Origin of the sequence: Sphingobium indicum B90A (genome assembly GCF_000264945.2) — a bacterium.
Classification (GTDB): Bacteria; Pseudomonadota; Alphaproteobacteria; order Sphingomonadales; family Sphingomonadaceae; genus Sphingobium; species Sphingobium indicum.
On the sequence record NZ_CP013070.1, the window covers coordinates 2,547,086 to 2,569,654 of the forward strand.

A 22,569-nucleotide genomic window follows, 5' to 3' on the forward strand; every position below is an offset into this window, starting at 1 on the left:
CTTACCGCCGCAGCTCCAGATTGTAGACATCGGCGAAGTTGAAGTCCTTGGCGACGAAGATACCGACCTCCTCGCCCTGGTTCTTTTTCAGCACCGGCCGGATGTTGATGTTGTTCTGGAGCGCGATCGCGGCCCCTTCGCTCGGCGCACGCGTGACATTGTTGAAATTGCCGTTGCCGCTCGATGCGGCCTGCCCGGCAATATAGGCGGCGTCATCGACGAGCGAGAGTAGGAGCGCGCCGCCGAACCGTGCCCAGAAGAAGCTGTCGACCGCTCCGGCGAGCCCGGCGCGGCCGAGCGCGTCTGACCCAGGCGAGGCAAGGTCGATGCGGACGCCTTGTGGCGTCACCGCCCGGGTCCAAAGCACAAAGAGGCGGTTCTGCCCCTGTTGGATGCCCCCGCGATACTCGCCGAGTACGCGCGTGCCCTTTTCCATGAGCACGACCCGGCCATTCTCGGAATACACGTCCCGTGGAATCAGGCAGGACGTGTATCCAGGCTGTGCGGAATTGATGGCCGTCTGAAGGGTGCAGGGAATCAATGTCCCCGCAGTGATCAGAAAATTGCGATTGGGGAGCATCGAGGCTCGCGCTTCGCCTACGGCTGAGCTTTGTCGCAGCAAGTCCAGCGCATTGGGCGCACCGCCCTCCGTACTCCCTGGCGTTCCTGAATTTTCGGTCGGTTGCGCGCTCGAGGCCGCCGCCGGGCCTTGCGAGGTCTCTCCACCGAGATCGCGCCCGCCATAGGCGATGAGTGTCGACCGTCGCGCCTGGTCGGCCAGGTTCGGCCGGGCGCCTGACGGGCCGGGCGCTGCACCGGGCTGCATGGCAGGGACGATCTGACCGTCGGGGCCAGGAACCCCGGCTGCGGGATTGAGCACCGGTGCGTTGGGATCGTTCCCGCCTGCGCCGAGCGGTCTCGGCTGCGGCGCGACCGCCGCGTAATCGACGGTTTCCCGGGCCACGATATCGCGCCGCTCTTGGGCCGCCCCGCCCGGTGCAGTGAGGTCACGATTGGAGGCCTGTTGGCTCGTTCCGGAATTAACCCACAGGATGCCGAGTACCATCGCCGTGCCGGCAAAGATGAGGGCGGTATTACGCTTGGAAGGCGTCATCCCCCCGATCGGCTCGATACCGCGCTCGTGCAGGATCTCGTCTTTTTCTGGCGTGAGATCGGCGCTCGGCAGAGGGCGCGAAACGGAGGATGGATCTTCAACCATGGCTCATTCCTGCGGATGTGTGATGGTGCGCTCGACATGGGGCGACCCGGTGTTCGTCCCATGATCGACCCCATAGGGTTCTGGCGCCTGATTATAGATGCACAGCACCTCGCCGCCCCGCCGAAGGCGCAGCTGACGCGCCACCAGATGGACGACGACGAATTCGTCACGGACGTCGAAGGGAACCAGCGTCTCAGACCCGTCTGGTCGCACCAGATATATAGCCGGCACCTCGCGGTTCGCTGGGAAACGCAACACCGTGAACTGCCCGTTATCGGAGACCTCCGACGGCTGAAGCTCGCTGGAGCCCTGCACCTTGTAGTTCATGTTGCGAGGCCCTTCGACGACCCCATGATCGAGAGCGCCGCGAACGGCCCGGCTCTCCAGGGCAGCCGCCTGCATGGCAATCTGCGCGGCCCTGAGACGCGCGGCGCGGTCTGCATCGTCCCTGGGATATCGGAACCGCACCTGAAAATAGGCTTGGCCGTTGCGGCCCGTGATCGGACCGCTGCGAGCGGTCAACTCGAACGCATAGCTGCGCAATTCGCCTCCGCGCGACGTGGTGACGATGAGATTGGTCGGTCCGGCACGCTCACGCGGCTTGAGGAACAGGATGTGCCCGGCGACGGCGACCTCCCAAGATACGGTGTCGCCCAGCGCGACGTGCTGGATCGTCTCATCGTCGCTCAGGACAATCTGTGTTGCGGTCCGGAACGTGCCGACGATCCGATAGACCTCGGTCTCTTCATATTCGACGAACTTGACGCGCGGGTCGGACGGACCACCTCGCGGAACTTCGACCGCGTGCGCCGCCGTTACAGGCACCAGCGCGCAAATGATGGCGGCGGAGAGCGCCCTCATCGGATCACCTCCGGATCGGCACGATAGTTTTCGACCTGGAATCCCAGCGGGTTCCGGTAGCGATCGCCTTCCGCCATGGGCGCGTTGGCGTAGGCGAACGTGATCGTGGCGATCCAATCGCTGTTCTGGATGTCGGTCTCGGTCTGGACTGTCCGCGTGAACCGGACATTGGCGACGCGATCGTTGATGAAGGCGATGTTGCGCACGCGCGCCTGCACAACTGCGTTCTTGCCCCAGACATTTTGGGGACTGGCACCATTGTTGCTACTGTAGAAGCGCGCCCAGCGCTGCTGTTCGGTCGGCTGCGAGAGGATCGTCACGAACCGAAAATTTTCTTCGGCCGCTGCCGGGATCCAGCTTTCGCGGGTTCTCACATACTGGGCGAGGAAGTATTTGGTGACCGCCTCATCGTAGCGCATCGGCCGCTGCGTGAGCGCGGTCTGGACATCCACCGCGCCGGTGGTCTGGTTGACGCGAATAACATAGGGCACGACAGTCTTGAGAGGCGTCAGAGCCGCAACTGCGAAGATCGAGGCCGCGGCCAGGAGTGAGGCGATGGCCGCGATGCTCCAAGCGATGCGGGTCGAGCGCAGCGCGTTCCGGATCCTGTCCTGATCCCAGCTTCGTGCGTCCCGGAAATAGCGCTGCAGCCCCGATGCCGGCACCGCCTCCGAGCGGTCATCAGCAGCTCGCATAATGCGGTCCCCTTGGTGCGAACGATACTTTGTCTCCGGAAGATGACGCGGAAGGCACGGCGGGCGGTGGGGGTGGATCGCCGTCTCTTGGATGCGATAGCGGCGGTATGGGCGGCGCAGCTCTCGGCGCCGTGGTCGCAGGCACAGGTGAGCCCGGTAAGACGCTTCCATAGATGTTCACGTCGCGCAGGTGATGGCCATTGCAAACCGCGAGCTTCTTTGGACCGGATGCACAGCCGACGACGCCGAGCGCAGCCAGAACAACGCCCAGGCAGGTGACGCTACGGCGGAAGCTAGGCGCGAATATTGGTGAAGAAAAAGCCATGAGATGCCTCGCTACGCCGCTTCGATGGTGCCGCCGCGGTGAGCGGCGCGCTCCAAGTTGCGGCTGTTGCGCATGACGCGACGCTGTCGGAAGGGAGATGCCATCGTGCCCCAGGCCGTTCCGGCGAAGGCACCCACGCCGGCAGCGGCTCCCCCGGCTATTCCCGTTGCAATGGCTGGAGCCTGGAAGAAGAAGATCGTGCCCAAAAATATGTACGCTGCAAACAGGACAGCACCGAAAGCCGTATCCACGACGCCTTCAGATGCTGCTGTTGCAGCCGCTCCGAGGTCTGTGATCAGGGTCGTGATGGCTATGATTACAGCAAGGAGAACGATATAGTTGAATACTTGCCCCAGCCAGCCGTGGAAAAAACGCCTCGTTGGCTCGAAGAGAGCTAGAGCGATGAAGATGGGGCCAAGTGCGATAATGATCGCCAACGCAACTTTGGCAAATATAGTAATAGCAAATCCAACCGCTGCCGAGAGCCCAGCTAATGCCTTCAGCCCCAGGCTCAGCGCATAGAGGACCAGTTTATATGGGTTAATGTCGCTGTACGTTGCGGCTTCAGTCTCTATCCGTGCAACTATAGCATCACTTTGAGTGTAATAGTCGTCGAAGGCCTCTCCTACTGTGTCGATCGTCTTACCGGCGAGAGCTTGGGAGATCGCATCGGGCATTCCGTGGAAGAGCGGCGTCGTGATCCAATCGGAATAGGCGACCGTCGTCGCAGCAACATACAGCAGACAGAGCTTCACCATCCGATAGAATAGCTCACCCCATGGTTCGCTGATGATGCCCCGCATCACCATGTAGCCGAACAGGGCGATGTAGATAACCAGCCCGACAGCGAGCGGACCACGGACAACCTCTACGACGTTTTGGAGACGCTCGTTGAGGAAAAGATCAAGCTTCCCATCAACGTTCGCGTAAAGTGAATTGAACATGTCCGTGGCCATGCGAAGCTCCAAGGCGCTGGATTATTTCGAAAGCGACCGCATCTTGTTGTCGAGAATCCGGAGGCTTTCAGCGTTGGAACACTCCTGTTCGTTGGGATGTGATCCGTCGGCACAGGCCTTGACGAGTCCTCTGAGCTCTTCCGGGTGAGAGGTTAGATAGTCCTTCCCGCGCGGTGCCCGCTCGCATCCTGCGAGCATTCCCGCTGCGGCAAACCCAAGCAGCAAAGCTCTCGCGGTCATTGCGACAAGCTTTCTAGCTTCGTCGCCAGTATCGCTTCGCTTTCGCGCTGTGATCGCAACTGGACGTCTGCTTCTTGCCGCATTCGCAGCGCCTGCAATTGCAAGGCGTCGTTCTGGATATGGGCATTCTCGACCCCTACCCTCGCCTGGATATCCATGACCTGCTTGGCGTCCGAAGCCGTATCCAGCGAGGTTCTCAGTTCTTCGAGCCCGGCGGTACGCTGGGCCGACACGCCATAGGCCGCCTCCGCGATCGCGGCATCGCGCGCTGCGAGGTCGCCGTTCCGCAAGAGGTTGTCGCGGGAAGCGCGCTCATACGCCGACGCACCTGGTCGCAATTCCGGCAAAGCGATACGGTTGGCGTCCCGGATACGGGTCGCGGAGCTCCCGAGCGAGCCCAGGCTGGCATTGTCCGACGACATCAGCCGGCTGATGTCACGGGCCTCCCGCGGCAGAAGGTGGCGCATGGCATCGGTGGAAAGAGATGATGCGATGCCGTTGACGTCGGTGACCTGGTTGAAGCTGCCATAGAGCTGCTTCGCTTCTGCGATCTGCTCCTTCCCCTGATCGATCATCGACAGGGTGTTCTTCACCGTGGCCAGCGCCTGCAGATAGCCGGAGCTGTCGTAGACGGGGATACCTTGCGCGACTGCAGGCCCCGCCATTCCAAGGGCGATGGCGCCAAGTGCTGCGTATATGCCCTTACCCATAGCTCATCCTTTCCTGATCGATGCAGACCGACGCTGCTGGTGAAAAAGAGCCAACCATTTCGCCGGGTCGTCGCCGACATCAGCGCGAATGGCATCGAGGAGCGTCACGGTTTCCGTGGTGCCCGAGAGCACCGCGAGCTCGTCGGAGAGGCCGCCCAGGTCCAGTTCCACCACGATCGAGTCATGACCCTGCTTGATGAGGAAGCGGCGAGATTCCGGGTTCAGGTCGTGACGGACGAGCTTGAATTCCGCCTGGGTCAGGCCCAGCCCGTCGATATAATCCGTTTCACGCCCATAGGGGTTGGGCAGCAGGATCTTGGTCGCGACCTGCTCCATGATACTGTGCGAGATATCCGAGCGCAGCGCATCGGCCGGGCTCTGCGTGCCGAAAACCAGGAAGGCGTTCTGCTTGCGGTAGGTCTTCAGGCCATCCTGGGCAAAGGCGCGGAAAGCGTCATCACCCAGCGCCTTCCAGAACTCATCGATGTCGATCACCAGTCGTCGGCCATCCAGAAGGCCGTCGATGCGATGGAACATGTACATCATGATCGGCGTGCGAACTTCCGGATTGTCGAGGAAGTCGGTCATGTCGAAGCCGAGGAACGGCGCATCGAGCGACAAAGCATCGATCTCGTTGTCGAACACCCAACCCAGCGATCCGCCTCGCGACCATTTCTCAAGCCGAGCGCCGATGCCTTCCGGATCGCGCTGGCCGAGCAGCTGGCGCAGGGCCAGAATGGATCGGTTCTCCGGTGCGAGCCGCCCGAGCGACGCCAAGCCTTCGTCGATCATGCGCTCCTGGGTGACGCCCAGCGTGCCGCCGGGCGGCGTCACCAGCTGCCGGATCAGACGACCGAGAAAGACGAGGTTGCGCGGCCCATATTCGAGCGCCCGCAGCGGCGCGAAGCCGGTTGGCTCCCCGTTCTTCAGCGTCAGATAGATCCCGCCAGCAGACCGCACGTAGATCTCGGCGCCGCGATCCTTGTCGATGAAGATCTGCTGCGCGCCCGTCTTCTCGAGCTGCGCCATCAGGAAGTTCTGAACGACCGTTTTGCCCGCGCCCGAGGGACCGATGATGAGCGTGTGGCCGAGATCCCCGACATGGAAGTTGAAATAGTAGGGCGATTGCGCGGCCGTTTTCATCAGCGCGATCGCCGGACCCCAATGATTTCCGCTCGGCCGGCCTGCGGGGTAGGTATGAAAAGGTGCCAATGCGGCGAAATTCCGCGATGTGATTGCCGCCGGCCGCGCCCGCCACGCGAAGTTACCGGGAAGCTGAGCCCAGAAGGCTGCTTCGAGCGCCGGCCCTTCCCTCGCTGATACCAAACCAGCGTCCGCGAGCGCCGCCCGCGCGGCCGACAGATTATCGGCGAGTCGCCTCTGGCTTTCGGCAAACACCCCAAGCGAGAAATGATGTTCGCCAAGGACGAACCGATTGCTTTGAAGATCGTCGGCGGCGTCTTCGAGGTCGAGCGCCTGGCTTGCTGCCGCGTCCTCGGTCGAAGCCATCTGGTTCTGTCGCCGGCGCAGCCTTTCGGCTGCGCGCGCCTTCCCCATGAAGGTGAAGGACTGCGAGACGACGAACGCGAAATCCTGGCCGAGCAGAGCGTTCATCTGACCGGGACGGGTGAGCGCGGGATATTCCCGGATGCCGAAAATGCCCAACCAGCGGCTCGCATCATGGGCGCGGATCTCGACCGTCTCGCGTCCGAAGATCACCCGCTCGCCGTAGAGGGCTGATCCAAGATGGCCTCGGACCAGCGGGACCTTGGCCTTTGCGCCCATCATGACTTGCTCGAGCACTTCGAGCGGCCTGGAGAATAGGAGGCCATTCTGCTCATAAAGAGCGAGCCGCGCGGGGCTGCACCGCCGAAGCAGCTTTTCGATATCGCGCGCCTTCTCCTCGAAGCGGGCCAACTCGTCGGGGTCGACTTCCTCATCGGCCGCCCTGGCCTTGGCGATGCGCTTGAGGAGAAGCCCGGTCCGATCGGCCGAGCCGACCGCCGGCCGCATGATCAGCGTCAGATAATGCTCGTTGACGAACATGCGCTTGGCAGTCACCCGCGCGCGATATTTTTCGTCCAGATCGGCCGCGAAGTCCGAGCGGAATTGGCCTTCGGGATAGTCATCGACCGGGCGGCGAACGATGTGCGTCCAGAGCGCGAGCCGATCGTCGGCAATGTTGCGCCAGGTGCCGTTGAGCTTCTCGTGCCAGTCATTGAGGTGGATCGGATCCGCGGTCTCGAACGCAAGCCCTTCAAGGCGGAACATCATCATGAGGTCGCCGCTATCGAGCGCGATCACCTCCGATGTCACGTGGCGCACGTAGGGCAGATAGCGACCCGGCTCGGCCTCTTGCCGCAATATGCGCCACGGCGTCTTGCGCGGCGGAAGCTGGGCAGCCGCGCTAGCCACGCGCAAAGCCCTTGCGTTTCAGCCCGGCAACCGGGAGCGGCGAATAGGAACTGCCGCCCCACCAGGCGCGGTTCCGGCTGCGCGCCTTGGTCATGGTCCACAGCCACAGCAGCCGGAAGGCATTGGCATCGTGCCGCACGATGAGCCGCGCCACGGCAAGACAGGCGCCTCCGATGGCGCCGGCATAGAGCGGGTTGCCGCTGACGATCAAAGTGAGACAGGCGGCAAGCGCGATCGGCAACGAGGCTTCGAGCGGCACGCCGAGCCACATCGTCGGCCGCGTGACCGCCAGGAACAGCGTCTCCTCGCGCAGCCGCTCGTCCAGGGCGGCGCTCTCCTTCACGCACCACCTGTGATGGTGTCGACGATCCACTGCGCACTGAAGACGATGAAGATGCCAACGATGACCGTCACCAGAAGGCCGAGGCTGGCGCGCCCGGTGAAAAACATGAACCCAACGATCACGACCGCGATCACCGCGATGGTCTTGGCGAAGGTCCCGGTGAGCCAGGTCTTGATGTTCTCCGCCATGGACGTGATGCCGTCGGCACCTTGCGCGTGTGCAGGATCGCTCAGCAGCATCGAGACAAGCAGCGCCAATGCCATCACGCCGATGACGCGCAGCAGAAGTCGCGCCCATTGGGGCCGTCCGCCCGGGTGGGCGGTGATTGCTGTCATGGATGCTGTCCTTTCTGAGATGCGGCCCCGTCGCCGAACACCATGAGCGAGGCCTGGCTCGCCCTCGCCGCTGTATTCCACCCAGCTGCGGCCGGTGGCGAAACAGGGGTGTCGGGTGGCGGAGCGAAGGTGGGCAGAGATTGAGGAATCGCTGGTGCGGCAGCCACCGGCGCCGTGCCACGGATCAGCGGAATGACGGCCGACGCGCTGGCATAGACCCTGGCGACATAGCCATTGCGAAAGCCGCGCTGCCGGTCGCCGGTATTGTACATCGACAGGGCGGTCGCGATCGCATGATCCCGGCTCGGGGCAAGGCGCGCGACCGCCTGGTAGTTGGTCGCGAGGACACGCGCGGCGGCGGCCAGATTGGAGCAGGGTTCGAACGCATTTTCGACCGAAAGCCCCAGCCAGCCGAGATTGGCGCTGTTAATCTGTCCCAGGCCGAGATCGATGTTGTAGCCTCGACCAATCAGGCTGCGCGCCGCAGCGATTGCCTGCGCCTTGGTCGCGGGCTTTGGCGCGCGCACGCCGGGACTATTGACCCCGATTGCGAGACTGTTGAACCGGCTCTCCGTGTGGACGATCGAAATGAGCGTCTCAGGCGCCACCGTCGGTGCGCAAGCTCCTGCAAGCGAAAGAAGGGTGGCGACATCGAGGATCATCGGCGGCCGCCGTCCAAACGCTCGATGCCGGCCAGCGAGAAGGTCTGGCTGCGGCCGTCGTTGAACGTGATGACCACCCGGCGGCGAGTTGTGGAATCGCGATCATAGACCTTCGTGCGGGCGACGCCGCCGCTACAGCCGGGAAAGGCGCCGCCGGTGGCCAAGCGTTGCCATAGCTTGGTCATCGGCGACACGCATTGCGCGTATTGGGTCGCGCCACCGGGATTGGAAAGACACAGGAGAACCTGGCAGCCCAGGTCATTCGCCGCTGCCGGTGCGCTTGGAAGGGCTGTGGCGAGGGCGAGCATCGCCATGCCGAATATTGCACGTTGCATCGGGTCTTCCCCCGCGAGAGACAGCTCCCGCGTCGGGAAATGCCGTCAGCTATCCGTTGGATTTCACCTCTCTTTTGTTCCGACCGCGCTCGATTTCGGCAATCCCCCTAGCCGGGGGGGGAGTTGATCGGTTTGCTGCCGCAGGAATTCGGACAGAGCGCCTTCCTGGTCGGGCCGGAGAGCATCGATTGCGGCGAGATGGTCTGGCGGATCGCCGCCGAGCAGGATGGACGGGCACTGCCCGTCATAATTGCCGAGATTGGGGCGGTGCTGCTGGTAGCCGACCAGCGCGGCAAGCTCGGGATAGAATGCGCTGGCCACCTCGGGCGGATAGGTCAGCCACTGGTTCTCATAGGGCTTCAGCCAGCCGAGGCAGTAGCTGACGATGATGCCTCGGCGCACCGCGTTTGAACGATTCGCGCCGGCGCCATGGAGGGTCGATCCCAGGAATATGATCGCCGATCCCGGATCCGCTTCGATGGCGACCGGCTCCGCGCCGTCGTCGCCCTGCCCGCCATTGTGGCTCCCCGGCCAGACCAGCGTCGCCCCATTTTCGGCCTTGAACGGCGAAATCGGCCACATGACGTTGACGAGATATTCGAGCTCGCCGGTCGGACCGCGCCACATGTCCTGATCCCGGTGCGGAAATTGCGCTGGCGCCCCCGGGTGCAGCTCGAGCGCTTGCGTGAGGTTGAGCTGGACCGTGTCGCACCAGGGCTCGAGGATAGCGTGGACGAGGCGCATGACGGCAGGGTTTTGGACAAGACTTTCAACCGTCGGCGCGCGCTTCAGCAGGCCACCGAAGCGTTTTGTCCGAGGGCCGTAGAATCCGCCCTGGCAGAAAGGCGTGGCGGCAAAACGCGGATGGAGGGATCGATTGATCTCCTCGATGCGTGACCGAGACTCGACATCCCGCAGGATGCAGAAGCCGTGCTGCCGCAGATTTTCGTCGGCTTTGGTCGCGGCGGAGACGCCGCGCCGTGCGATCGTGGCCATGATCGCCCTCCTCATGCTGCGGCGGGAAGATCGGCAAGGCCGACAGGGCGGAAAATGCCGCTCGCGCGCAGCTGCTCGCGCGTTCGGTCGTCCACATCGATTTGCAAGGCGACGAGACTTCGCCCTTGCTCGGACGTGGGAAGACCCAATGGTCGGCAAGTCCAGCCGAAACCCAGGATCTGCTGGAACCACGGCCACTCGGCGACCCCGGTGAAGCTGTGGATCTGGTTGGCGAGGGCATATTCGACGAGCGCGGTGACCAGCTGATTGCGCAGCTCGAGACGCTCCCGGGCGCGCAATTTTCGCGCAAGGCAAAAGCGGGTGATTTCCAGGATAGCACTGCCGCGCGGCGGCGCTTCCTCGCAAAGATCCGGGAAGATCGTGCCGAGAATATGCTCGTGCGTGGTCGGCAGAAGCCGTGCGGAGGCCCGGTGTTCCCCGTCGTCCCCGGTAACAACGATGTAGACGGCGCGATCATTGTCGAACTGATCGATCTCGTAGCGACCGGCGATGACCGGAACGTCCCAGCGAAGAAGATCGACGAAGACCCGCTTGCGCTCCTCGAACATGGAGCGAAACAGGCGGTGTTCCATGGCTTGCGAAAAGCCGGTCCCGATGTGCATGACAGCCTCCTTTTGGTGAGGCCTGTCAGTCGATCAGAGGCGGCTTTTTTGCGTTATCCCCAGTTCTGGGGAGATCATCGGCCGAACACATCGGCAAAGCTGATTTGCCCTTCGAACAAGGCGCGAATGGCGAGGAGGGTGCGCTTGGTGACGCCATAGCGGTCGCGCGCATCCTTCACATGCTGGATCACCGTTTCCTGGCCGATGCCGAGGATCTGGCTGATCTCCCAATCGGTCTTGCCCCGCGCGACCAGCGCCACGCATTCGGCCTGCCTTTCGGTCAGGCTCGGGCATTCGGATTGCGGCGCGTGGATCCGGGAAATCTTGCGTGCCGCTTCGAACGCGAAGCTGCCGACGAGCTGCACGAACGGCAGCTGCCGATGGTCGAGCATCTCGCCCGCCGCCATCGCGAAGGAACAGGATCCATTGAGCTCGCCAGGAATATGGGCCGGAACGGTGAAGCCGTCGCCCAGCCCGGCCTCGTAGGCTTCTGCCAGGATCGAGCGATCGGCGGCCGTCAGAGAGATGATCGACTGAACCGCCGACCAGGCAAAGCCCACATTGGTGCGATGGCTGGCGCGGTGGATCGGGTCGCTCGCATAGAGGCGTCTCGCCTGGAAGCGCTCCACCCAGTCTTGCGGATAGTCGACGATGTGGACCGAGCGAACCGCAGGCTTCAGGTCGACATGATGGACCAGGGCATAGTGCCGAAAGCCCATGGCCTTCGTGATTTCGGCCATCAGGTCAGACAAGGCCGTAGCGTCCTTGATCGCGCCAGCGACAGCGCAGAAATCCTGAACTTGCCCAAGCCCGATCATCATATGGCCGGCGAGATCAGAGCAGCGCTTCCATGTTGAGATGACCATCGCGAACCGCGCGCAGCACCAGCTGCGTGCGTCGTCGCACGCCATAACGCCTGCGGGCCGATTCAACATATTCGTGCACGGTATCGCGGCTGAGGCCGAGGATCTGGCCGATCTCCCAGTCGCTTTTGCCTTGCGCGACGAGCGCGATGCATTCGACCTGGCGAGGACTGAGAGGGACGCAGGCCAATGGCCCTGCCCTTTCGCCAAGCAGCTCGCGCGCCCGATCATAAGCGACCGAGCCGAGCAGACGGGCGGTCAGAACCTCTTCTGCACTCAGCGGCTCGTCGCGTGATCGGGCCGCAGTGAAGATCGCCTCGGGCTCGCCCGGGGTCCGGATCGGCAAACTGTAGCCCGATGCAAGGTCATGATCCCGGGCGCGGTCAAGGATGCCTCGCTGGCGCGGCGTGAGCTCCAGCACGTCGCCGACACGGTCCCAGGCCAGTCCAGAGGGCGTACGTGCGCAGGCCGCATGGATGGGATCTTCGAGATAATGGCGCTCTTCGAGCACTTCCTCGAGCCAGGCCGACGGATAGGTTGTGAGGAACAGGCTTTGCTCGTCGCCGCGCCGAAGGTCGATATTGTGAAGCAGCGTGAACCAGCGGAAGCCAAGATCGCGCACGGCGGCATCGATCGTGCCATGCAGATCGCCAAGGGTTTCAGCACGCTGACAGTCCGTCGCAAAGCGCGTGAGATCATCAAGGCGGCCGCAGTCTTTTATCCTGTTCGCCATAGGCGACGGAAGCTCGTTCGCGAGGAGACGGCTCGTCCACACCTAAGCGGCGAGCGCCATGATTATCAGGATGAGTTGAGAACGATTCGCAACAATCTACGATTAGAATGGATCGCCTATGACACTTTATCCGCCGGCAAAGTGTCATAGCTGACAACCCGTCTGTGGCCGCCGATTTGGGATTCACATTGATCCTGCTTTGTGCTTGATTCCATCATGTTATGTTTCATGCAGGCAAGCCTCTTGAACCCTCCATTGGCTGTGATGTCGCGGCCGTGCTCGAGACGCTGGCGACCGTATCGAGCCGGCCCCGTTATGCCTTCATGCTGCTCAACCTGATCGCCCAGGTGGCGGGGCCAGATGGAAGCGCCGGTCCCTGGGTCAGGCGGAACGATGGGCTCGTTTCCCTGCGCGATTGGCTATGCGACGCATTGACCCCGATGGCCCAGCGTGGTCCGCGCAGCATTACGCTGGCCGAGCGGGTCGAGAGCGACCTCGCTAGAAACGGACTGCTCCCCGGCGATCCGGAGAAAAGGCGCGGCGTGATCGCGGAGGAAATGCGGGCACGCATTCGCACAGCCGGCAAGAGTAATCTCAGTCGCGCCGTTTCCGAACTGGTGAATGCAGGCCTGCTCCGCCGACATTATCAGGGCTATCGCGTCGACCATCGGAACCGTGGCGGCCAGCGCCACGCCGTCTATACCTTGATCGGCGATGCTCTGCGTCTAGTGCCGGGCATCAGCTCCACACCGAATCTGCCCGTGCAAGGCGAACTTGCCCTCCCAAGATGATTGCGCAGTCGAACCGGGATTGCTGCAGTAGTGTGCTGTGAGGTCGGGTAACGATGTCCGAATAATAAGGCCAGTCAGAACGTCAGCATTGACCTTGCCGGCAATTACATCAGCCATTCCCGTCAAGGATCGCCATGGCCTTCTTCGACGCGAATGGATTGTCAGATTCGGAATGAAGCCGGGCACGCGAGCCATATAATCGCGGTAAACCTCGCCGAAGTTGGCTAGCGCCTCCTTTTCCTCATGCCGAGCCAGCCGAATATACATCACGACGAGCACCGGAAACATAGCAAGGGTCAAAAGGGTCGGCCATTGTAGCAAAAAGCCGAGCATGACGAGAATGAAGCCGACATATTGCGGGTGCCGGATCCGGGCATAAATCCCAGTAAGGGCCAATTGGTGTTTGCGCTGACTCAAGTGAAGGGCCGTCCATGCAACCGAGATCAGCCAGTAACCCACGCCGATCAGCACAAAGCTGGCGATGTGGAATGGACCGTAATGGGGATTAACTCGCCAGCCGAACATCATCTCCAGGAGATGTCCAGCATCGTGGCTCCACCAGTCGACAGCGGGGAAATACGACTGGAGCCACCCCGAAAGCACGAAGATCGTGAGCGGGAAGCCATACATTTCCGCGAAGAGCGCTATGATGAAAGCGCTGAACGCCCCCAAACTGCGCCAGTCTCGTTTAGTTGCCGGCTTGAAGAAGCTGAACGCAAAGAGGATGAAAACGGCGGCGTTAACCAGCGCGAGCCCCCACAGACCATAGCCATAGTCGGCGTGCGTCATCGCGACTCTCCTTCGATGCGGCCGTTGGGATTGGCCGGTAAGCCGGCGGGTGCCTGACCGGGCTCATGGCCATGCTGATGCCCACCATGGCCGCGGTGCATGAACAGGTGCATGAGCGGGCAGGCGAGCAGGATGAGATAGGGCAGCACACCCAGGAAGTGCGCGGTATGCTCGGTGAGGAGGAAGAAGCTAGCGACGAGCAGGAAGCCGATCAGAACGATCTTGCCGCGCTTGCGCATGCGATGGTCATGTTCGCCCATATGCCGTCCTCTTCTGGTCAACGTCCGGGCAGCATAGGCTCGAGTCCAAGGAGCAAGGTATAAGTAGAGACCGAAGTCCCCCGGGCATCGCGCAGGCATGGGTAAGGCGATCGATGGGATCGGCCATCGGCGTTCGGGCGACGCAGCTGTCGGGGAGCAGCAGTCGTGCTGCGGATTTTGCGTATAGGCGTGCGGCGTCCGCGAACCAATGCTGCGCTCACGAACATAATCGTGAGAGGCAGGCCCGCGTCCATGCAAAAGAGAAAGAAACGGCACCATTCCCGCGTGACCATCTTCGAGCGTGAAGCAAGGATCGATCTGGCCAAGCGCCCGGCCGATGGTCTCGGCGTTGCCTTTCTCGGCGCATCGGGAACGGTCACAGGGTCGCGTTATCTGGTGGACGATGGTGAAACTCAGATCGTGGTCGATTCCGGCCTGTTTCAGGGACCCAGGGATCTGCGCCGCCTTAATTGGGCATCGATCCCACCCGAAGTCGCGGATGTCGGCCAGGTGCTGCTGACCCACGCCCATCTCGATCACTCGGGCGCACTACCGCGCATGGCGCGCCTGGGCTGGGACGGGACCGTCCTTGCCACGCGGGCGACCGCGGCCCTGTGCGAGCTCCTTCTTCCCGACAGCGGCCATCTGCAGGAAAAGGATGCGGAGTTCGCCAACCAGCACGGCTTCTCCAGGCACCAGCCGGCGCTGCCCCTCTACACCCAGGCCGACGCGCGTCTGGCATTGCAGCTCTTCCGCCCGATCGAGTTCGGAGCGTGGCATGCAGTCACGGACGGCATCAGGGTGCGCTACCATCGCGCCGGCCACATCCTCGGCGCGGCGTCGATCGAGATCGACTGGAAGGGGCGGACAATCCTCTTCTCAGGCGATATCGGCCGTTACGGCGATGCGGTGATGAAGGATCCCGAGCCGCCCGCGCGCGCCGACTATGTCCTGGTGGAATCGACCTATGGCGATCGGCGCCACGAGCAGGTCGATCCGACAAAGACGCTTGGAGATCATGTCGAGCGATGCGTCGAGAGAGGCGGGACGGTGGTGATCCCGGCCTTCGCCGTGGGACGGGTTCAGTCGCTTCTCTATCATTTCTCGCGTCTGCGCGCGCAGGGACGCCTCCGCGACATCCCGATCTTCCTCGACAGCCCGATGGCGATCAACGCGAGCGGGCTGATGTGCGATTTCATGGACGAGCATCGCCTGGCTCGCGCCGAGTGCGAAGCGGCGTGCAGCGTCGCGCACTATGTGCGCGAAGTGGAGGAATCCAAGGAACTCACCGCCAACCCCACCCCCAAGGTCATCATCTCGGCCAGTGGAATGGCAACGGGCGGCCGCGTGCTCCACCATCTCAAGCGCTTCGCGCCGGATGGGAAGAACCTCATCCTCTTCTCGGGCTTCCAGGCGGCGGGCACCCGCGGCGCCGCCATGATCGGCGGCGCCCGGACGATCAAGATCCACGGCGAGTATATCCCGGTCGAAGCCGAGGTCGCCAACCTGACGATGCTCTCGGCGCATGCCGACAGCGACGAACTCATGCGCTGGCTCGGGTCGCTGCACGAGGCCCCGCGCCACGTCTATGTCACCCATGGCGAGCCGACCGGCGCCCAGGTCCTGGCGAAGCGTGTCTCGGAGGAACTGGGTTGGGCATGCAGCGTACCGGCGCTGGGTAGCTGGGGCATGCTCGCGTGAAGCCCGGGATCATCGAGGACGCCGAAGCAGAGCCTGTCGCGACGACGCTGCGGGCACGCCGCATCGGCCTGTCGGCTGCCGGAAGCGATCTGATCGCGGTCATGCGCCACGACTGTCCCGTCTGCCGCTCGGAAGGTCTTGCGTCCCGCGCGCAGGTCGCGCTGCGCGCCGGCGGGCGGGAAATCGTCGTCTCGCTGCTGCACAGCTCCGCGGAGACTCCAGCGCCCGGCGAGATCGGCCTCTCCGAATCCGCATGGCAGCGGCTCGGCGTCAGCGATGGCGATCCGGTCGAGATCGCGCACGCCCAGCCTCTCGCCTCGCTCGCCGAAGTGCGTCGGCGCATCTATGGCAATCGTCTCAGTGACGGGGCTTTTTCAGCGATCATCACCGACATCGCCGAGCGACGCTATAGCGATGTCCATCTCTCGGCGTTCGTCACGGCCTGCTCAGCGGTCCCGCTCGATACGGACGAAACGATCAGCCTGACCAGGGCGATGGTCGATGTCGGCGAGCGATTGCAGTGGCCCGGAACGGTCATCGTCGACAAGCATAGCGTCGGTGGCTTGCCGGGCAATCGCACCACGCCGATCATCGTCTCGATCATGGCCGCGGAGGGCCTGATCATGCCCAAGACATCGTCGCGGGCGATCACCTCACCGGCCGGCACGGCGGACACGATGGAGGTGCTGGCACCTGTCGACCTCGACGTTTCCGCAATCCGCAAGGTGGTCGAGCGCGAAGGCGGCTGCATCGCCTGGGGCGGCGCCGTCAACCTCAGCCCTGCCGACGATGTGATCATCGGCGTGGAACGGGTGCTCGATATCGATGCCGTCGGGCAGATGGTCGCCTCGGTGCTGTCCAAGAAAATCGCGGCCGGTGCGACCCATCTGGTCATCGACATCCCGGTCGGGCCGACCGCCAAGGTACGCGGCGCCGATGCCGCCGACACGCTCGAGCGGGCGCTGAGCTCTGTCGCCCAAGCCTTCGGGCTTCGCACGCGCGTGATGCGCGGCCCCGGCGCCGAGCCGATCGGACGGGGCATCGGTCCGGCGCTCGAGGCGCAGGATATCCTTGCCGTGCTCCAGGGGCAGCCGGGCGCCGAGGATCTCGCCCACCGGGCCTGCGAGCTGGCGGGAGGACTGCTTGAGCTCGCGGACGCAGCCCCGGCCCGCGAAGGTTATGCGCGTGCGCGGGCGTGCCTCGAAAGCGGCCGGGCCTGGGCCAAGTTCCAACGTATCTGCGAAGCGCAGGGCGGCATGCGGGCTCCACCGGTCGCCCGGTTCCAACAGGATATGATCGCTCCCTATAGCGGCCGCCTGGTGAGTATCGACAATCGCAAGCTCGCGACGGTCGCGAAGCTTGCCGGCGCGCCGATGGCCAAGGCCGCCGGCGTCGCGCTGCAGTGTCGGCTGAACCAGATGGTGGATGCCGGGGCTCCCTTGTGTAGCATTCATGCCGAGAGCCCGGGCGAGCTCGACTATGCGGCGGCCTATGCGGTGAGCGACGGGCCGATCTTCGGGATTGAAGCGCTATGAACCGTCCCGTGCTGTTCGCGCTGTCTGGCAGCGAGGCCCTGGCACAGCCGCTATCCGCCGCGCTCGATGCAGAGGTCGGCACGATCGAGCATCGTCAGTTTCCTGACGGGGAAACCTATCTCAGGGTCGGAAACGACGTCAGCGACCGCGAGGTCATCCTGCTGTCCAGTCTCGATCATCCGGACGCCAAGCTGTTGCCGCTGCTGTTCGCAGCCGACACCGCGCGCGATCTTGGCGCTCGCAGGATCGGGCTCGTCGCCCCTTACCTCGCTTACATGCGCCAGGACATACGCTTCCATGCCGGCGAGGCGGTGACGTCGCGAACCTTTGCTGCGATCCTGTCTCGCCATCTCGACTGGCTGGTGACGGTCGATCCGCATCTCCATCGCTACCATGAATTGTCGGAAATCTACCGCATCCCAACCCAGGTTGTTCATGCCGCGCCGTTTTTGGCCTCGTGGATCAAGCGCAATGTCGCTCGCCCGCTGATCATCGGTCCGGACCTGGAAAGCGAACAGTGGGTCTCGCAGGTGGCGGCCGATGCCGATGCTCCGTTTCTCGTGTGCGAGAAAATCCGATCCGGCGACCGTCACGTCACCATCTCGATTCCGAATGCCCCAGCGTTTCTCGATCGCCAGCCGGTGCTGGTCGACGATATCGCCTCATCCGGTCGGACCCTCACCGAGGCGGCGCGCCAACTGGTCGGCATGGGGTTCGCGCGACCGGATTGCGTGGTCGTGCATCCGCTTTTTGCCGGCGATGCAGAGCAGGTTCTGGGTGGGCTTGTCGAAAGGATCGTCAGCACGAACGCGGTTGCACATGCGTCGAATGATATAGACGTCATGCCAGCGATCGCGGAGGCCGTTCGCCACCGGATTGAATGGCGTGCTGCGCGTCAGTTCTAAGACGGAAATGAACGCCCGGCAAACGCTGTGCGCGTCCTCATCCATTGACCCTAAACGAGTCCGAACCAATCTCCTGAGATCTCCCTTTCGGAGAAAATCGCGGCAGGGAAGGAGGATATGTCGTGTCGCACACACGCTCGTTCATCGATCCCCTCGACGTTGCTGGGCACCTGAAGCTTGAGCCCGAAGTAAAGCGCGCCACCCTGCTATCCTGGGCGTCCGATCGCGCAGCCGTCAAGGGCCAACCCGCCCCCCTCGCCCGCCGGGCGCCAGTAACCCGCTGCCGGTCGACGATGTGATGGAAGCGTAGCGATGGCTCGATCGCGCCGAGGGCGGCGCGGGCAACTCGCATGCATCGTCCGGAGCAGAGACCCGGCAATGAGCCGCAGCGACCGCGGCATTGGTGTGAGCGGAGTAGCCGAACCCTCACAGTTTCGCTGTCCTTCGCCGTTTTGCCTCGCCAAATTTTTACTCTTGACCTGGGACCATAGTCCAACGTGCAGAGAAGTATCCCTTGAAGCGCTGCCCTCGCGGCACTGCGTATTGATCGATCTCGGGGGCTATGGGGAACAAGCGCGTCGTGCATATCGTCGATGACGAAGAGACAATACGAAAAGCACTAAGTTTCACGTTGCGGACCGCAGGGTTTGCCGTAGAAGCCTACGCTTCGGGGCCGGAGTTTCTGTTGAGCGCAGAGGACGCCGAGAAAGGCTGCGTGGTTCTCGACATGCACATGCCCGACATGGACGGCCTGCAGGTTCAGGCGGAGCTGACGCGACGCGGTATCGACATGCCCGTCGTGGTGCTGACGGGCAATGGCGATCCTACGCTCGCCGTACAGGCGATGAAGGCGGGCGCTGCCGACTTTCTCGCCAAACCGGTCGAGAAGGCCGCATTGCTCGGCGCGATCGACCGCGGCTTCAGCTGGCTTGAGAGTATAGCCCGTCGTGCCTCCGAACAGGCCGACGCTCTTTCGAAAGCCGCGAGACTGACGCAGCGCGAACGGGCCGTTCTGAGAGGAATTTCGCGAGGCTATCCAAATAGCCTTATCGCAGATGAACTCGGCGTCACGTCGCGCACGGTCGAGCTGCATCGGGCCAGTCTGATGATCAAACTCAACGCGCAAAGCCTGCCCGACCTGTTGCGGATCGCTTTCGCCGTCGACCTGCACGAATCGACCGAAAACGGGCACCCCTAAAATTCTCGGCCGTGCGATGCCGGATGCTATGCGGATCGGGCCGCGGCCAGTTCGGCGATGATCGGACAATCCGGCCGCTCGTCGCCTTGGCAGCGCTCAGCCAGGTCGATTAGCGTGTCGCGCAGCGCCGTCAACGCCTCGGCTTTGCGCTGAAACTCATCGGCGCGGGCAAGGGCAAGCCGCTTCACCTCCGCGCTGGCACGGCCGGTATTGGCCCAAAGGCTGAGCAACGTGCGGATCTCCTCGATCGGGAAGCCGAGATCGCGGGCATTGGCGATAAACCGGAGGCGATGGAGGTCGCGCTCGCCATAGTCACGATAGCCAGCACCCCGACGCGCCGGCGCCGGGATGAGGCCGATCTTTTCATAATGGCGGATCATCCGCTCAGAGACGCCGCTCTGCCGTGACGTCTCGCCGATGTTCACAGTGCTTTCCGGTTGAGGCGCAGCGCGTTGGTGACCACGCTCACCGAAGAGAGCGCCATCGCCGCCGCCGCGATAATGGGCGAGAGCAGAATACCGAACAGCGGATAGAGCGCACCCGCCGCTACGGGCACGCCCGCGACATTGTAGATGAAGGCGAAGACGAGATTCTGGCGGATGTTCGACATGGTCGCTTGGCTGAGCCGCCGCGCCCGGACGATGCCAGTCAGGTCGCCCTTGAGCAGCGTGACGCCAGCGCTCTCGATCGCGACGTCGGTGCCGGAACCCATGGCGATGCCGACGTCGGCGGCGGCCAACGCGGGGGCGTCGTTGACACCGTCGCCGGCCATGGCGACGACCCGCCCCTCGCGCTTGAACCTGGCGACCACGGCGCTCTTCTGATCGGGCAGCACCTCGGCTTCGACCTCGTCGATGCCCAGGCGTCGGGCGACCGCTTCCGCGGTCGTGCGGTTGTCGCCGGTCAGCATGACCACGCGAATGCCCTCCGCCTTGAGCGCGGCGAGCGCTTCTGGTGTCGTGGCCTTCACCGGATCGGCGATCGCGAAGGCGCCGCCGACTGTGCCGTCGACCCCGATGAAGATCGCGGTGGCGCCATCCCGGCGCAGCGCGTCGGCCTGGCTGGCGAGCGCATCGGTCGCAACCCCTTCGTCGGCAAGGAACTGCGCATTGCCGAGGACGATGCGCCGCCCTTCGACCGTGCCGAGCGCGCCGCGCCCGGTCGGCGAGTCGAAGTCGATGACGTCGCTCGTGACGATGCCGCGATCCTTCGCGGCCTCGACGATTGCCAACGCGAGCGGATGCTCGGACGCCCGCTCGACCGAGGCGGCAAGACGCAGCAGCTCGGCTTCGTCGAAGCCGGGCGCCGGCACGACCTGGGTGACGGCAGGCCGGCCTTCGGTCAGCGTGCCTGTCTTGTCGACGACGAGAGTGTCGACCTTCTCCATATGCTCGAGTGCTTCGGCATTTTTGATGAGGACACCGAGCCCGGCGCCGCGGCCGACCCCGACCATGATCGACATCGGCGTTGCCAGCCCCAGTGCGCAGGGACAGGCGATGATCAGCACGGCGACCGCCGCCACCAGCCCATAGGCGAAGCGCGGCTCGGGACCCCAGATGCCCCAGGCGATGAACGCGACGGCCGCGACCGCGATGACCACGGGCACAAACCAGCCCGACACCTGATCGGCCATGCGCTGGATCGGCGCGCGCGAGCGCTGCGCCTCAGCGACCATCTGGACGATGCGTGCGAGCATGGTATCGCGGCCGACCTTGTCGGCGACGATCACCAGCGCACCGGTCTGGTTGAGCGTGCCGCCGATCACTGTGTCGGCCTTTGCCTTGGTGACGGGCATGGATTCGCCGGTGACCATCGACTCGTCGAGCGAGGAGCGGCCGTCCTCGACTACGCCGTCGACCGGCACCTTCTCGCCCGGCCGCACCCGCAGGCGGTCGCCCACCGCAACCAGATCAAGGCTGATTTCCTCTTCGTTCCCATCAGAACCGATCCGGCGCGCGGTCTTTGGTGCAAGGTTGAGCAGCGCCTTGATCGCGCCCGAGGTGCGTTCCCGCGCGCGCAGTTCGAGCATCTGGCCGAGCAGCACGAGGACGGTGATCACCGCGGCCGCCTCGAAATAGACGGCAACCATGCCGTCCTCGCCGCGGAAGGCCGGCGGGAACAGCTGAGGCGCGAGCGTCGCGATGACGCTGTAGATCCAGGCGACCCCGGTCCCCATCGCGATCAGGGTGAACATGTTGAAGTTGCGGGTCTTGAGCGAGGCCCAGCCACGCTCGAAGAACGGCCAGCCCGCCCACAGCACGACGGGTGTCGCCAGCACGAACTGGATCCATACCGAGATAGACATCGGCACGAGGCGATGGATCGCGGGAAAGACATGCGCGCCCATCTCGAGGATCAGCACCGGGAGAGCCAGCACGAGGCCGACCCAGAAGCGCCGCGTGAAATCGACTAGCTCGTGGCTGGGGCCGCTGTCGGCGGTCACGGTCGCGGGTTCGAGCGCCATGCCGCAGATCGGACAGGACCCGGGATGGTCCTGGCGGATCTCGGGATGCATCGGGCAGGTCCAGATCGTGCCTTCGGGCGCCGCGACCGGCGGCGTCGGCGGGCCGAGATAGCGCTCGGGATCGGCGATGAATTTGGTCCGGCAGCCCGCGCTGCAGAAATGATAGCTTTCACCGCTATGCTCGGCGTGATGCGCCGTGGTCGCCGGGTCGACGGTCATGCCGCAGACCGGGTCCTTGACGCCGGTCGCCGCTTTAGCGGTGCCGTGGCCGCCGCAGCAACCGCCGCCATGCGCCGCTCCATGTGTCTCGTTCATCGCCTCGCTCCTTTCGACGCCTGACGATCTAGGGTCTGACACCGTGTCAGGGTCAATACGTAATCGCCTAAGTGGCCAAATCGGCGGGCCCGTTCGCTTGGCCGCCATCAGGCCGGGGAGCACGCCGTCGGCATTGGGCTGGGTATCGTCGATGCCATCGAGCCGCTGCACGGTCAGGCGGAAGGCGAGCCGCATGAGACCCGTGCTGGCGGCCATAATCGGCGATTACCAGGCGCCAATCCGGGCGCAGCATGGCAAGCATGGCGGCACGCCACCGCTTCTCCCGCGCCCACAGGCGGA

General features: G+C 63.8%; 24 protein-coding genes. 5 read left to right on the forward strand and 19 right to left on the reverse strand.

Annotation, left to right across the window (positions count from 1 at the left end):
- Window position 1: 1 nt before the first annotated feature.
- The 15 genes from virB10 to SIDU_RS12355 all read right to left on the reverse strand — a co-directional run bounded on the left by virB10 (window position 2) and on the right by SIDU_RS12355 (window position 12,311).
- Window positions 2-1,219 carry a type IV secretion system protein VirB10 gene (gene virB10, locus SIDU_RS12285; RefSeq protein ID WP_014072617.1) on the reverse strand — a complete coding sequence of 406 codons (1,218 nt, stop codon included), beginning with the start codon at window positions 1,217-1,219 and terminating at the stop codon, window positions 2-4.
- A gap of 3 nt (window positions 1,220-1,222) precedes the next feature.
- Complete coding sequence (gene virB9, locus SIDU_RS12290; protein WP_007683410.1) at window positions 1,223-2,080, reverse strand: P-type conjugative transfer protein VirB9; 858 nt, start codon at window positions 2,078-2,080, stop codon at window positions 1,223-1,225.
- Window positions 2,077-2,775 (reverse strand): VirB8 family type IV secretion system protein, encoded by a 699-nt coding sequence (locus tag SIDU_RS12295; RefSeq protein ID WP_007683408.1) that lies wholly within the window; start codon window positions 2,773-2,775, stop codon window positions 2,077-2,079. Before SIDU_RS12295 ends, virB9 begins: the two co-directional genes overlap by 4 nt.
- Before the next feature lie 336 nt (window positions 2,776-3,111).
- Window positions 3,112-4,056 carry a TrbL/VirB6 family protein gene (locus SIDU_RS12305; protein ID WP_007683405.1) on the reverse strand — a complete coding sequence of 315 codons (945 nt, stop codon included), beginning with the start codon at window positions 4,054-4,056 and terminating at the stop codon, window positions 3,112-3,114.
- A 21-nt stretch (window positions 4,057-4,077) separates the two neighbouring features.
- Window positions 4,078-4,296, reverse strand: a complete 219-nt coding sequence (locus SIDU_RS20360) for an EexN family lipoprotein (protein WP_150132838.1) — start codon at window positions 4,294-4,296, stop codon at window positions 4,078-4,080.
- Complete coding sequence (locus SIDU_RS12310; protein WP_007683402.1) at window positions 4,293-5,006, reverse strand: TrbJ/VirB5 family protein; 714 nt, start codon at window positions 5,004-5,006, stop codon at window positions 4,293-4,295. Before SIDU_RS12310 ends, SIDU_RS20360 begins: the two co-directional genes overlap by 4 nt.
- Window positions 5,007-5,009: 3 nt before the next feature.
- Entirely contained in the window at window positions 5,010-7,421 is a 2,412-nt protein-coding gene (locus SIDU_RS12315) for a VirB4 family type IV secretion/conjugal transfer ATPase (RefSeq protein ID WP_014072616.1), read from the reverse strand.
- On the reverse strand, window positions 7,414-7,764 hold the full coding sequence (locus SIDU_RS12320) for a VirB3 family type IV secretion system protein (RefSeq protein ID WP_007683398.1): 351 nt from the start codon (window positions 7,762-7,764) through the stop codon (window positions 7,414-7,416). Before SIDU_RS12320 ends, SIDU_RS12315 begins: the two co-directional genes overlap by 8 nt.
- Window positions 7,761-8,099 carry a TrbC/VirB2 family protein gene (locus SIDU_RS12325; protein ID WP_007683396.1) on the reverse strand — a complete coding sequence of 113 codons (339 nt, stop codon included), beginning with the start codon at window positions 8,097-8,099 and terminating at the stop codon, window positions 7,761-7,763. Before SIDU_RS12325 ends, SIDU_RS12320 begins: the two co-directional genes overlap by 4 nt.
- Window positions 8,096-8,761 (reverse strand): lytic transglycosylase domain-containing protein, encoded by a 666-nt coding sequence (locus SIDU_RS12330; RefSeq protein WP_007683393.1) that lies wholly within the window; start codon window positions 8,759-8,761, stop codon window positions 8,096-8,098. The genes SIDU_RS12325 and SIDU_RS12330 overlap by 4 nt, the downstream gene beginning before the upstream one ends.
- Complete coding sequence (locus SIDU_RS12335; RefSeq protein ID WP_009823965.1) at window positions 8,758-9,096, reverse strand: hypothetical protein; 339 nt, start codon at window positions 9,094-9,096, stop codon at window positions 8,758-8,760. The genes SIDU_RS12330 and SIDU_RS12335 overlap by 4 nt, the downstream gene beginning before the upstream one ends.
- A 63-nt stretch (window positions 9,097-9,159) precedes the next feature.
- Window positions 9,160-10,092, reverse strand: coding sequence for a phytanoyl-CoA dioxygenase family protein (locus SIDU_RS12340; protein WP_007683389.1), 933 nt, complete (start codon window positions 10,090-10,092; stop codon window positions 9,160-9,162).
- An 11-nt stretch (window positions 10,093-10,103) separates the two neighbouring features.
- Window positions 10,104-10,715: an acyl-homoserine-lactone synthase gene (locus SIDU_RS12345; protein WP_007683387.1), complete on the reverse strand. Its 612-nt coding sequence runs from the start codon at window positions 10,713-10,715 to the stop codon at window positions 10,104-10,106.
- Window positions 10,716-10,789: 74 nt separating this feature from the next.
- Window positions 10,790-11,467, reverse strand: a complete 678-nt coding sequence (locus tag SIDU_RS12350) for a LuxR family transcriptional regulator (protein WP_229742691.1) — start codon at window positions 11,465-11,467, stop codon at window positions 10,790-10,792.
- 82 nt (window positions 11,468-11,549) lie between these two features.
- Window positions 11,550-12,311 carry a helix-turn-helix transcriptional regulator gene (locus tag SIDU_RS12355; RefSeq protein ID WP_007683383.1) on the reverse strand — a complete coding sequence of 254 codons (762 nt, stop codon included), beginning with the start codon at window positions 12,309-12,311 and terminating at the stop codon, window positions 11,550-11,552.
- A 221-nt stretch (window positions 12,312-12,532) separates the two neighbouring features.
- Here SIDU_RS12355 and SIDU_RS12360 point away from each other — a divergent pair, with 221 nt between their 5' ends.
- Entirely contained in the window at window positions 12,533-13,102 is a 570-nt protein-coding gene (locus tag SIDU_RS12360; protein WP_013039076.1) for a hypothetical protein, read from the forward strand.
- Here SIDU_RS12360 and SIDU_RS12365 read toward each other — a convergent pair.
- Complete coding sequence (locus SIDU_RS12365; RefSeq protein ID WP_007683381.1) at window positions 13,037-13,891, reverse strand: methyltransferase family protein; 855 nt, start codon at window positions 13,889-13,891, stop codon at window positions 13,037-13,039. The genes SIDU_RS12360 and SIDU_RS12365 overlap by 66 nt on opposite strands.
- Complete coding sequence (locus SIDU_RS12370; protein ID WP_007683380.1) at window positions 13,888-14,151, reverse strand: DUF2933 domain-containing protein; 264 nt, start codon at window positions 14,149-14,151, stop codon at window positions 13,888-13,890. The genes SIDU_RS12365 and SIDU_RS12370 overlap by 4 nt, the downstream gene beginning before the upstream one ends.
- Before the next feature lie 252 nt (window positions 14,152-14,403).
- On the opposite strand from SIDU_RS12370, the gene SIDU_RS12375 reads away from it, so the two are divergent.
- From SIDU_RS12375 to SIDU_RS12395, 4 genes are all read left to right on the forward strand, one after another.
- Window positions 14,404-15,852 carry an MBL fold/beta-CASP domain-containing RNA metallo-hydrolase gene (locus tag SIDU_RS12375; RefSeq protein WP_013849921.1) on the forward strand — a complete coding sequence of 483 codons (1,449 nt, stop codon included), beginning with the start codon at window positions 14,404-14,406 and terminating at the stop codon, window positions 15,850-15,852.
- Window positions 15,849-17,387, forward strand: a complete 1,539-nt coding sequence (locus tag SIDU_RS12380; RefSeq protein WP_007683378.1) for a thymidine phosphorylase family protein — start codon at window positions 15,849-15,851, stop codon at window positions 17,385-17,387. The genes SIDU_RS12375 and SIDU_RS12380 overlap by 4 nt, the downstream gene beginning before the upstream one ends.
- On the forward strand, window positions 17,384-18,292 hold the full coding sequence (locus SIDU_RS12385; protein WP_007683377.1) for a ribose-phosphate pyrophosphokinase: 909 nt from the start codon (window positions 17,384-17,386) through the stop codon (window positions 18,290-18,292). Before SIDU_RS12380 ends, SIDU_RS12385 begins: the two co-directional genes overlap by 4 nt.
- Window positions 18,293-18,854: 562 nt before the next feature.
- Window positions 18,855-19,490: a response regulator transcription factor gene (locus SIDU_RS12395; protein WP_007683376.1), complete on the forward strand. Its 636-nt coding sequence runs from the start codon at window positions 18,855-18,857 to the stop codon at window positions 19,488-19,490.
- A gap of 26 nt (window positions 19,491-19,516) precedes the next feature.
- Here the strand turns inward: SIDU_RS12395 and cueR are convergent, their stop codons facing one another.
- Both cueR and SIDU_RS12405 read right to left on the reverse strand, forming a co-directional pair.
- Window positions 19,517-19,915: a Cu(I)-responsive transcriptional regulator gene (cueR, locus tag SIDU_RS12400; RefSeq protein ID WP_004212744.1), complete on the reverse strand. Its 399-nt coding sequence runs from the start codon at window positions 19,913-19,915 to the stop codon at window positions 19,517-19,519.
- Window positions 19,912-22,269 (reverse strand): heavy metal translocating P-type ATPase, encoded by a 2,358-nt coding sequence (locus tag SIDU_RS12405; RefSeq protein ID WP_007683374.1) that lies wholly within the window; start codon window positions 22,267-22,269, stop codon window positions 19,912-19,914. Before SIDU_RS12405 ends, cueR begins: the two co-directional genes overlap by 4 nt.
- Window positions 22,270-22,569 lie beyond the last annotated feature (300 nt).

Coding starts and splice junctions, on each gene's coding strand:
- SIDU_RS12385 (WP_007683377.1), top strand. CDS start 17,384: ATGAACCGTCCCGTGCTGTTCGCGCTGTCTGGCAGCGAGGCCCTGGCA.
- virB9 (WP_007683410.1), bottom strand. CDS start 2,080: ATGAGGGCGCTCTCCGCCGCCATCATTTGCGCGCTGGTGCCTGTAACG.
- SIDU_RS12325 (WP_007683396.1), bottom strand. CDS start 8,099: ATGACAGCAATCACCGCCCACCCGGGCGGACGGCCCCAATGGGCGCGA.
- SIDU_RS12370 (WP_007683380.1), bottom strand. CDS start 14,151: ATGGGCGAACATGACCATCGCATGCGCAAGCGCGGCAAGATCGTTCTG.
- SIDU_RS12365 (WP_007683381.1), bottom strand. CDS start 13,891: ATGACGCACGCCGACTATGGCTATGGTCTGTGGGGGCTCGCGCTGGTT.
- SIDU_RS20360 (WP_150132838.1), bottom strand. CDS start 4,296: ATGACCGCGAGAGCTTTGCTGCTTGGGTTTGCCGCAGCGGGAATGCTC.
- SIDU_RS12395 (WP_007683376.1), top strand. CDS start 18,855: ATGGGGAACAAGCGCGTCGTGCATATCGTCGATGACGAAGAGACAATA.
- SIDU_RS12345 (WP_007683387.1), bottom strand. CDS start 10,715: ATGCACATCGGGACCGGCTTTTCGCAAGCCATGGAACACCGCCTGTTT.
- SIDU_RS12355 (WP_007683383.1), bottom strand. CDS start 12,311: ATGGCGAACAGGATAAAAGACTGCGGCCGCCTTGATGATCTCACGCGC.
- SIDU_RS12305 (WP_007683405.1), bottom strand. CDS start 4,056: ATGGCCACGGACATGTTCAATTCACTTTACGCGAACGTTGATGGGAAG.
- SIDU_RS12375 (WP_013849921.1), top strand. CDS start 14,404: ATGCAAAAGAGAAAGAAACGGCACCATTCCCGCGTGACCATCTTCGAG.
- SIDU_RS12360 (WP_013039076.1), top strand. CDS start 12,533: ATGTTTCATGCAGGCAAGCCTCTTGAACCCTCCATTGGCTGTGATGTC.
- SIDU_RS12340 (WP_007683389.1), bottom strand. CDS start 10,092: ATGGCCACGATCGCACGGCGCGGCGTCTCCGCCGCGACCAAAGCCGAC.
- SIDU_RS12310 (WP_007683402.1), bottom strand. CDS start 5,006: ATGGGTAAGGGCATATACGCAGCACTTGGCGCCATCGCCCTTGGAATG.
- SIDU_RS12330 (WP_007683393.1), bottom strand. CDS start 8,761: ATGATCCTCGATGTCGCCACCCTTCTTTCGCTTGCAGGAGCTTGCGCA.
- SIDU_RS12295 (WP_007683408.1), bottom strand. CDS start 2,775: ATGCGAGCTGCTGATGACCGCTCGGAGGCGGTGCCGGCATCGGGGCTG.
- SIDU_RS12335 (WP_009823965.1), bottom strand. CDS start 9,096: ATGCAACGTGCAATATTCGGCATGGCGATGCTCGCCCTCGCCACAGCC.
- SIDU_RS12405 (WP_007683374.1), bottom strand. CDS start 22,269: ATGAACGAGACACATGGAGCGGCGCATGGCGGCGGTTGCTGCGGCGGC.
- virB10 (WP_014072617.1), bottom strand. CDS start 1,219: ATGGTTGAAGATCCATCCTCCGTTTCGCGCCCTCTGCCGAGCGCCGAT.